Here is a 1,261-nt window from a genome sequence, read left to right on the forward strand (position 1 = left end):
GTCGTCCCCCCCTTCTTTCTGGGGGTGTGGTTGCGTGCGTTCGCCACCCCCCCCGCCGCGGGGGTGACCGCGGCGGGCGCCGTGCTGGCACCGTCGGGACGCCGATGGAGGGTCAGGCTCATGCCAGGCCGGCCTTGATCTCCTTGGCCATCTCGACGGTGTTGTCCAGACCGGAACCCAGCAGGTACCAGCGGGCGCCGTTCAGGTAGACGATCTTGCCGTTCTTGGCGGCATTGGTCTTGTTGACCAGGGCATTGTCCAGCAGCTTGGCCGCACTCTCACCCTGCTTGCCGATGGTGGCATCTCGGTCGATCACATAGAGCACGTCGGGATTGGTGGTGCCGATGAACTCATTGCTGACGGCCTGGCCGTGGTTGTCCACCTTCAGGTCGGCCGCGGCGGGCTTCAGGCCGTAGACGTCGTGGATGAAGCCGAAGCGGCTGCCGGGACCAAAGGCCGACATCTTGCCACCGCTGGTCAGGATGGTCAGCGACGCGGCGGATCCCTTGGCGGCCGCGGCCTTGGTCTCCTCGATGGCCTTGTCGACAGCGGTCAGCTTCTCGTCCACCTGGCTCTGCTTGTCGAAGATGGTGCCGAGATTCTTGGCCTGCTCCTTCATCGAGTCGAGGTACTTGGTGGCGTCGACGGCCAGGTTCACGGTGGGGGCAACTTTGGTCAGTTCCTCGTACTTCTCCGCCGTGCGGCCGGCGATGATGATCAGCTCCGGCTTGAGGGCGGCCACCTTCTCGATGTCGGGCTCCTGCATGGTGCCGATGTTCTCGGCCTTCTTGAACTCGCTCAGGAAGTCCGGCAGCGTCTTGGCCGGCACGCCAACCACCTTGTCCGACAGGCCCAGGGCCTTCATCGAGTCCAGCGTCGCGTAGTCCAGCACGACCACCTTGCCCGGATTGCGAGGCACCTCGGTGCTGCCCTGCTTGTGCTTGATGGTGACCTTCTCACCGCCGGCGGCCGGGGCAGCCGACGTGGTGGACCCGCAGGCCACCAGGCCGAGGGTCAATACACAGGCGAGCAGGGCGAAGATGCGGCGCAACATGGCTTGTCCTTGCGAGTTGAGTGCGGCTAAGGGTTACCTAACTAAGGACAGCCTTACACATGGCGTGACGAATTGTCACGCCGGCCCATTGTTTAAGACACAAGAACCTGCCGAAATCACTGAATGGCGCAGGGGGGGGGGGGGGGAAGAAAACCCCCCCCCCCTTCCCCCCCCACCCCCCCCACCACGAAAGGCTTTTCCCCCTTT

At 64.4% G+C, this 1,261-nt stretch carries 1 protein-coding gene; it reads right to left on the bottom strand.

Annotated features, from left to right (window positions below; genetic code table 11):
• Nucleotides 1-118: 118 nt before the first annotated feature.
• Nucleotides 119-1,054, bottom strand: a complete 936-nt coding sequence (locus tag AAEX57_RS07485; protein ID WP_342091720.1) for a siderophore ABC transporter substrate-binding protein — start codon at nt 1,052-1,054, stop codon at nt 119-121.
• Nucleotides 1,055-1,261 lie beyond the last annotated feature (207 nt).

It is taken from the genome of Luteococcus sp. H91, from assembly GCF_038433135.1.
In the GTDB taxonomy this organism is placed as follows: domain Bacteria; phylum Actinomycetota; class Actinomycetes; order Propionibacteriales; family Propionibacteriaceae; genus Luteococcus.

Coding starts and splice junctions, on each gene's coding strand:
- AAEX57_RS07485 (WP_342091720.1), bottom strand. CDS start 1,054: ATGTTGCGCCGCATCTTCGCCCTGCTCGCCTGTGTATTGACCCTCGGC.